This is a genomic window from Nonomuraea maritima (genome assembly GCF_900100395.1).
Classification (GTDB): domain Bacteria; phylum Actinomycetota; class Actinomycetes; order Streptosporangiales; family Streptosporangiaceae; genus Nonomuraea; species Nonomuraea maritima.
In genome coordinates, this window is the sequence record NZ_FNFB01000062.1 from 1 (window position 1) to 7,374 (window position 7,374).

The 7,374-nt window shown below is 68.7% G+C and carries 8 protein-coding genes and 1 pseudogene; 3 read left to right on the forward strand and 6 right to left on the reverse strand.

Going from position 1 to position 7,374, the window contains the following annotated elements; translation table 11 throughout:
* From BLR04_RS39120 to BLR04_RS39135, 5 genes and pseudogenes are all read right to left on the reverse strand, one after another.
* Positions 1-1,571: pseudogene (locus tag BLR04_RS39120) on the reverse strand (hypothetical protein); the annotation flags it as partial.
* A gap of 148 nt (positions 1,572-1,719) precedes the next feature.
* Positions 1,720-2,742 (reverse strand): DUF2637 domain-containing protein, encoded by a 1,023-nt coding sequence (locus tag BLR04_RS39125; protein ID WP_143022442.1) that lies wholly within the window; start codon positions 2,740-2,742, stop codon positions 1,720-1,722.
* Positions 2,739-2,963: a hypothetical protein gene (locus BLR04_RS40305; protein WP_143022443.1), complete on the reverse strand. Its 225-nt coding sequence runs from the start codon at positions 2,961-2,963 to the stop codon at positions 2,739-2,741. The genes BLR04_RS39125 and BLR04_RS40305 overlap by 4 nt, the downstream gene beginning before the upstream one ends.
* Positions 2,964-2,965: 2 nt before the next feature.
* Positions 2,966-3,139: a hypothetical protein gene (locus BLR04_RS41160; protein WP_176903568.1), complete on the reverse strand. Its 174-nt coding sequence runs from the start codon at positions 3,137-3,139 to the stop codon at positions 2,966-2,968.
* Positions 3,139-3,504: a WhiB family transcriptional regulator gene (locus BLR04_RS39135; RefSeq protein WP_245741011.1), complete on the reverse strand. Its 366-nt coding sequence runs from the start codon at positions 3,502-3,504 to the stop codon at positions 3,139-3,141. The genes BLR04_RS41160 and BLR04_RS39135 overlap by 1 nt, the downstream gene beginning before the upstream one ends.
* 211 nt (positions 3,505-3,715) lie before the next feature.
* Between BLR04_RS39135 and BLR04_RS39140 the strand changes: the two genes are divergently transcribed.
* Complete coding sequence (locus BLR04_RS39140; RefSeq protein ID WP_090774220.1) at positions 3,716-4,477, forward strand: GntR family transcriptional regulator; 762 nt, start codon at positions 3,716-3,718, stop codon at positions 4,475-4,477.
* Positions 4,474-5,271 (forward strand): hypothetical protein, encoded by a 798-nt coding sequence (locus BLR04_RS39145; RefSeq protein ID WP_090774221.1) that lies wholly within the window; start codon positions 4,474-4,476, stop codon positions 5,269-5,271. Before BLR04_RS39140 ends, BLR04_RS39145 begins: the two co-directional genes overlap by 4 nt.
* 219 nt (positions 5,272-5,490) lie before the next feature.
* On the opposite strand, the gene BLR04_RS39150 is transcribed toward BLR04_RS39145, so the two are convergent.
* Positions 5,491-5,751 carry a hypothetical protein gene (locus tag BLR04_RS39150; protein ID WP_090774222.1) on the reverse strand — a complete coding sequence of 87 codons (261 nt, stop codon included), beginning with the start codon at positions 5,749-5,751 and terminating at the stop codon, positions 5,491-5,493.
* 104 nt (positions 5,752-5,855) lie between these two features.
* On the opposite strand from BLR04_RS39150, the gene BLR04_RS39155 reads away from it, so the two are divergent.
* Complete coding sequence (locus BLR04_RS39155) at positions 5,856-7,079, forward strand: NsdA family TPR-like regulatory protein (protein WP_090774224.1); 1,224 nt, start codon at positions 5,856-5,858, stop codon at positions 7,077-7,079.
* Positions 7,080-7,374 lie beyond the last annotated feature (295 nt).

The window sequence follows — 7,374 nt, forward strand, 5'->3', positions numbered from 1 at the left end:
AGGGCGCGGCCCAGCTTGATGACCTTCTCCAGGATCTCCCCGGCTTCCTTGCCGTACTTGGGGTGCAGGAACAGCTCTTGGATCTCGTCGATGGCGACGATCAGCGGGTGCAGGCCGGAGCCCTTGAACGAGGCGAGTTCCAGGGTGACCTTGTTCTCCGGGGCCTTGCCGAGGGCCGCGTAGTGGGCGATCCGCTTGGAGCGGTGTTCGCACTCCTTGTAGAGCCAGCGGATCATCCCTGCGCAGCGGGCGATGGTCTCGTCGTCGAAGCCGTTGCCGTACTCGGTACAGACCGGCTCCAGGACCTTGAAGTCGCCGACGCCCTTGAGTTCGTAGATGCGCAGTTCGGCGCGCGGATCCAGGCTGGCGGCGAGGACGGCGAGGCGCAGGGCGAAGGTCTTGCCGGAGCCAGGCTGCCCGCCGACCAGCCAGTTGCGGAACATCAGGGCGGCGTTGACCGTGTCCATGCGCGGCGTGGTCGCGAACGGGAAGGGCTTGAAGACGTCCACCTTGCCGTCCTTGAGCAGCGGCCAGGCCGGTTGCCTCATCTGTGAGGCGGGTTCGTAGCCGACCCACAGGGCGAGCCGTCCCGGGTGGCCATCGCCGGGCTCGGGCCAGACCTGGTCGAGCGGGAGTCGCATGCCGGAGGCCAGCCGACCGCGACGGGCCACCACGTCAGCAGCCTCCACGCCGAACGGCAGATCCACGACGGCCAGGTGGCCGGGGCCGTCGCGGTGGATCTCCTGCGGGAAGCTGATGGCGTTCGGGTCCTTGCTCACCGCCTGGTTGATGCCGGAGAGGCCGCACGACAGCAGCGCGCGGCGGACCAGCTCGGCGGTGAGCTTGCGATAGCGCGGACCCTCGGAGACGCGGTCGGTGATGGGCTTGTCCGTGGGCCTGCCGACGCGGGCCAGCAGCGGCACGGCCAGAGCCACCGCCAATAGCCGGCCCCAGGTCGGGATGTCGGCGAACAGGAAGAGCAGCAGGCCGATCAGGGCCGTCACGGCGACGGCGGCCAGGACCGACCACCGCCACCGCGACTGACGTTGACGCTGCCGGTCCAGCTTTAGCCACATCTCCGGGTCGTTGCGGTCGGCGGCGTACTGGCGGAGCGCCCAATTGCCCTCCTCCGCCGTGGCCCAGTGCAGGAGCTTGCCTGTGGCGCGGAAGAAGCCGACCGGTGCGTACAGGGTGGCCTTGGCCACGTACTTGGGCGTGCGGACAGCGTGGTAGCCGACGACGTACCCGGCATCCTTGGCCGCCCAGATCAGCATGGAGCGTGTGCTCCTCCAAGACCGCAGCGTGGACGGGATGATCGGGGCGCGGCGCTGGCCGTTGCCGGAGCGGTAGCTAACGGCGGCGTCGTCCGGCGGGTCGACCGGCGGGCCGAGGACGGTGCCTTCGATCGCGACGGTCTCGCGGTCGAAGAACTCGTCCTCATCGCGGTCGGACTCCTGCTCGTCCGCGCGGCGGGCGCGACGGCGTGCCGCGTCCAGCGGGACGACCTCGCCTCCGGATTCGGTGCGGTCGGCCTCGTCGTGGTCTTCGTGCTCTTGCGGGTGATGAGTCATGATGTGGACACCTCGTGTGCGTACGTGCGGGCGGGGTTACGGGGCGCGGCCGGAGTCTTGGCGGATGAGGTCGCGTCCCGTACTGGGTGGGTCAGGGATGATGTGCGGTCGGACCGCTGCGGTCGGACCGAGGTCGAACGGCGTCGCATCAGGCCACCTCGCGTTCCGCTTCCGTCCGGACCGGGTTTTCGGTCCGGAGGCGGGCCAGCAGTGCTCCGGCCCGGTCGGTCGAGATGGACTTGCCGGACCGGCGGACGGCGTCGCGCAACCGGTCCCGGGTCAGGGTGACGCCGCGTGCTTCGTGGTCGGCGGCGATCTGCCAGCCCAGTGGCATCAGGTCGTCCACCTCGGACGGGGCGACGGCCGGACGGCTGGGGCGAGTGCGCTTGCGTGGCTTGGGGTGGGGCCGGCGGATGGGTGCGGCGGCCAAGTCCGGCCGATCCGGCGGCGTGAGTCGTGCCGCCTCCGTGAGGATCGGCGCGTTGGCCGGAGCCAGTTCTCCCAGCTTGTACAGGGCGCGCTCGCGGCGGGTGGCCTTGAACTTCCACAGGCGGCCATAGCGGTCCTGCAGATCTGTCTTGGCCAGGACGCGGTCACGCTCCCGGTTCAGCGCCTCCGGGTACGAGCGGACCTCCCAGAGCACCATGCGTCGCCACAGGGCGAACGTGGGAACCGGGGACAGCAGCCAGCGCGTGACGCGGATGCTGTCGAGACGGCGGGACGGGTTGGCGAGGTCGGCGCGCTTACGCACGGCGTGCGTGCCGATCTCGACGGCCACCACCCACAGGCCAGGCAGGATCGCGTGGGCGATGACGGCGAACCAGTCAGGCCCGTTGGGTGTGCCGAGGTAGGCGGCGATGTTCAGGTAGACCGTGGCGGCGGTGAGCGTCCACGGGGCGAACCGCAGCCAGCGAACCCGCATGTCCAGTCTGGCCAGGACGAGGTCAAGGGCTGAGAACACCCCGATGCCCAGGTCCACGCCCAGCGGCAGCAGGAAGGCGAGTGGGCCGAAGGTCGGCGTGGCCGCGTGCATGACCGTGGCGAACGAGATCACGAACCCGATCAGGCCCAGCACGCCGACCGAGGCGGCGGTGACCGAGATGAGGGTCTGTTCTCCCTCTGACAGCGGACGCGGCATGCCCTGGCCGATGAGGGCTTCGGTGGGGTTCATCGGCCCCACCGCCGTCCCCAGCAGCGCGGGCAGCCGGGCTTGTTGCACCAGTTCCGTGGGGACGCGGCCCAGCCCCAGGCGGCGAGTTCCAGGGAATCGGCCTTTCGGATGGTCGCGCGGGCCACCTGTCGCTGTCGGTAGCGCTCCTGGCCCATGCGTACGAGTTCGATGAACAGGCCTCCGGCGAGGAAGACCAGAAGGTAGACGAGGACAGAGATCATGTTCAGCTCCACTGAGAACGGGTGAGGAGACGGCAGAAGCGGCAGCCGGGCATGCAGCGCGCGCCGTGCGTGGTGCAGCGCTGGAGCTGGCGGCCGGTGGTGGTGCCGCAGCGACGGCAGCCGTACGGGCTGGCCGAGCGCGTACCGCAGTCGGAGCACTGGAAGCGGCCGTTCATCAGGCCACCTCGTCCGTGCGGTGGCGCGGGAGGAAGGAGAGAAGCGGGCGCACTTCCCGCAGTTCCTCTGCGGTGTAGCCGGCCCAGACGCCCTCCTCCGGATCGAGGGCCAGCGCGTAGGCGAGGCAGGCCGCGCGAGCCGGGCACCGGGCCTGGCAGATGGCCTTGGCCGTCGCTTCCCGCGTCCACCGCTCCTCGTCGGTCTCGACGTCCGGGCCGGTGAAGAGCACAGCCTGGCTGGAGTCACACACCGGTTCGGCGTTGATGAGGTCGTCAAGCAGGTCGGTGACGCTGTCGTCCAGGCTGGACCAGGTCAGGTTCTCGTCGTTCGTGGCGGACTGCATGGTCTTGGACCCGTAGGTCATGATGAGGACACCTCTCTAGAAGGGGCGCCGGAGTGCGGTTCTCGTTTGGCGACCAGGGCCGCGCTCCGGCTTTTTGCTGCACGCGAAAGTCCGTCGAGCTAAGTACGTACTCTCCGTACTTCGCGCTGTGTATGTACTCTGCGTGACTGCTCGATCACTGTCAAGCTTCTTGGTACGGTGAGTACGTACAAGTCGTCCTAGGAGGACTCAAGTGCCAACCGGATCCGACTCCCGCGCGCTGTACGAACGCGTCGCGGACTCCCTGCGTACGTCGATAGAGCGAGGCGAACTCGCACCCGGGGACACGGTGCCGCCGGAACAGGAACTGGCAGAGAGCCACGGCGTGTCGCGTCAGACCGTCCGGCAGGCTTTGCAGCAGCTCACCAACGAAGGGCTGCTCAGCAGCGGGCGAGGCCGCGGCCGTACCGTGCGCTCACAGGCGCGCCTGCGCTGGCGTCTCTCCCACTTCGAGAGCCAGGGGAACCACACCGCCGACGCGGACGCGTGGGCCAACGAGGTCCAGGACCAAGGCCACCTGCCTCTTCAGGAAGTGAGCGTCGGCCTGGAGATCCCGCCGAAAGCGGTGGCCGAACGCCTCAACCTCGACCCCGAGAAGGACATCGTGGTGGTCCGGCGCAGGCTGCGGTACGTCGACGACGTCCCCTTCCAGGTGGCCGACAGTTACTTCCCGGAGGACCTGGCCCGAGGGACGGCGCTGATGCAGCCGAAGAACGTGAGCGTCCCCGGCGGTCTGCTCGCGTCCATCGGACGCGCTCAGACTCGGATGGTGGACGAGATCCAGATCCGGATGCCCACCAAGGACGAGTCCTCCCGGCTCGGGCTGCCTGCGGGCACGCCGGTGGCCGAGCACATGCGCACCGGCTACGACGCGGACGGCCTACCGGTACGAGTGATGGTCACGATCGCACCGGGAGACCGGCACACGCTCGTCTACGAACTCGACGCCTCATGACCGAGGCCGACCTCGTGGACCTGTTCCACAGCGACCCCATGGCGCAGCCGCTGACCTATCCGGGCCGCATCCCCACCACCTCGGGCGTGCTGGTGGACGACGCCTACCTGCCGTTGCGCTTAGTCGAAGACGCCCCGGCCGAGGACTGGCAGCTCGGCGACGAGACCCTGCACAAGTTCCTGGCGCGGCTCGAATGCTCCCCCATGTCGGAGCGCCATCCGGTCGTCGCGGTGGGTTCCAACGCCTCGCCGAGTCAGATGCGCCGCAAGTACGTGAGCCAAGGGTTCTCACCGATCATCCCCATGACGCTCGCCGATGTGTACGGCATCGCCCCAGGCGTCTCCGCGCACGTCAACCGGTGGGGCTACGTGCCGGCCGTGCCGGTGGAGGCCCCGGGTGAGACCTCCCGGCTCTTCGTGGTCTGGCTCGACGAACGCGAGCTGGCGGCGCTCGACGTCACCGAACCGAACTACTGGCGTCGCCGCCTGCCTGCCGATCGCCATCCTGTGACGCTCGAATCGGGAGTCCGGCTCCCGCCCTGCTTCGTCTACGTCGGCAAGCACGGCTGCCTCGTGGACGAGGGCGGTGCCGCCCGACGTCTCACCGATCAGCACACGCTGATCCAAGTGCTCCTGGACGAGTCAGCCGAACTCCGTCGCCTGTGCGGCAGCACCGCCGAAGAGTTCATCTCATCGGTACGAGACGAGGCACTCCGTGACACGATCTATCAGCTCTTCCCGGCGGAGCGACGTGCCCAGCAGCAGCCTGAGCTGGTGGGGCTGCCGTCAATCTAGGGCGCGAGGGCTGTGGCGATGATCTCGGACGAGAGCTTCCCAGATCGGCCGGGCCTCGGAGTTGCGTCCCCGGGCGGTCTCCTCATACCCCTGGCCGCTGCGGCGCAGGATGAGGTACAGGCCGCCCTCACAGCACCACTCGTACTGTCCACAGCACGAGGTCTCCATCACGCGGAGTGTGGCGTGCCGGGTGTACGGCTCCCACCTGTGCACGCCGACTCAATCACCCAGGACGATCGCGGCGGCGTCGCCGACGTACCGCAAGCGCAGGACCGTCCGGACGTAGACGTAGGAGGGGCGCCGCGCGTGGCGGTCCAGATACGCCACGCGGACGTTGCCGACGGCACCAGGAGTCAGCGATCCGAGGGCTTCACGCAGCAGGACGCTGGCCCTCTCGGAGCCGCCGGTGACGCCGCAGGTGCCCCGGCCGGACTGGTCGGTGGCCGTCCACACGTAGAAGATGTCGCTGTTGCTGTGCACGCATACATAGCAGCGACAGGCGGGAACACGTCAGAAGAGGACACCGGGAGGCGAACCGAGGTGTCCGCCCCCGTGTCCGCCTCTCCCCTCCGGAGGTGTGCTGGATGACCGATCACGCCCCTGTCTGGGCCGCCCGGCTGCTCGCGGCCCGTACGGCACGGAGCTGGTCACAGCGTGACCTGGCCCGCGAACTCGTCCGCGCTTCGGACAAGCCGCTGCCCGAGCTGGACAGCCTCATCCGGCGAATCCGCGGCCACGAGACCGGAGAACACCGGCCGGACGCCTTCTACACCAACCTCTACTGCGCCGCCTTCAACGCGACCGAGGACCAGCTCTTCGGCACGACCACCAAACCCGTGCCTGCCCTGGCCCTCCCCTCTCTGGCCCCGGACCCCGACCTGTACGAGCGCGTCACCCGCGCCATCCAACAGCCGCGCCGCGTCGATCTACAGACCGTGCAATGGCTGGAACACTGCCTGGCCGAACACCGCCGCGTCGAGGACACCATCGGCAGCCGCCCTCTCCTGCCGATCGTCCACGCCCAACTGTCCACCGTGGCGGACCTGGCCCGAGGCGCGCGAGGCGCACTCGCCGATCGCGCCATCGCCGTCCTGGCCCAGTACGCCCAGTTCATCGCCTGGATGTGCCACGACTCCCGCCAAAGTGCCGCCGCGCTGGCCTGGTACGACCGCTCCCACGCCTGGGCCATCGAGGCCGGCGACGCCTGCCTCGCATCGACCACCCTGAACATGCGCGCCCACCAAGCCTGGAGCCTCGGCGACCCACACCTCTGCGTCCGCCTGGCCGAAGCCTCCCGCTGGCACGACGGCCGCACCACCTATGGAGTGCAGGGCATGGCCGCCCAGATGGCCGGCCGAGGCCACGCCCAGATGGGCGAAGCCAACCAGGCCCGCACCCAGCTCGCCGAAGCCGAACACCTCATTCGCACCGCCGCCGAACACCCCGAGGACGAACCACCCTGGATGTACTTCTACGACGAGGGCTGGTTCCTCATGCAACGCGGCATGGCCGAACTCGAACTCGGCGACGGCCGCCGCGCCACCGACTACCTTGCACGCGGCTTGGTCACTCTCCCTGGCCACTACCGTCGCGACAGAGCCTGGTACGGAGCCTGCCTCGCACGCGCTCACGCCATGCAGGACAACGCTGAAGCCGCAGTCGCCACCGCGCTCGACGTCTCTTCCGACGCCATGGCCGTAAACGCCTATGCCGTGACCGAACTCCAACGCACCGCCAATGAACTAATTTCGGCGGGCGTTGTCGGCGCGCAGGCGATCGTAGATTCATTGGCGGCCTCGAAAGAATGAGGTACCGTCCCCTGACCTTGGTCGAACTACATACGCCGGCCTAATGCAACGCCCGCAGCCTCCGCAAGCAGCTTGCCCCTGAAGCGAAGCCCAGCAGTTGCTGCGGCTGCGATCTGAGTTCGGGCCGGAAGAGCTTGCCGGTCACAGCGTCAGCGGCGGGCTCGGATATTCGAACGCCGATACATCAGGCCTCGGGGCGGTTAGGCCAGCCCTTGGTGGTGGCTTCAAGGGCTGCGCTTCGGACGTTCTCGTGTGGGTCATTTGTGGCGCGGTCGTGGAGCCAGGCAAGTGTCTC

Bases quoted from the DNA above. Each gene is read 5' to 3' on its own strand.
- BLR04_RS39125 (WP_143022442.1), bottom strand. From the start codon at position 2,742: ATGAACCCCACCGAAGCCCTCATCGGCCAGGGCATGCCGCGTCCGCTG.
- BLR04_RS40305 (WP_143022443.1), bottom strand. From the start codon at position 2,963: ATGATCTCTGTCCTCGTCTACCTTCTGGTCTTCCTCGCCGGAGGCCTG.
- BLR04_RS41160 (WP_176903568.1), bottom strand. From the start codon at position 3,139: ATGAACGGCCGCTTCCAGTGCTCCGACTGCGGTACGCGCTCGGCCAGC.
- BLR04_RS39135 (WP_245741011.1), bottom strand. From the start codon at position 3,504: ATGACCTACGGGTCCAAGACCATGCAGTCCGCCACGAACGACGAGAAC.
- BLR04_RS39145 (WP_090774221.1), top strand. From the start codon at position 4,474: ATGACCGAGGCCGACCTCGTGGACCTGTTCCACAGCGACCCCATGGCG.
- BLR04_RS39155 (WP_090774224.1), top strand. From the start codon at position 5,856: ATGACCGATCACGCCCCTGTCTGGGCCGCCCGGCTGCTCGCGGCCCGT.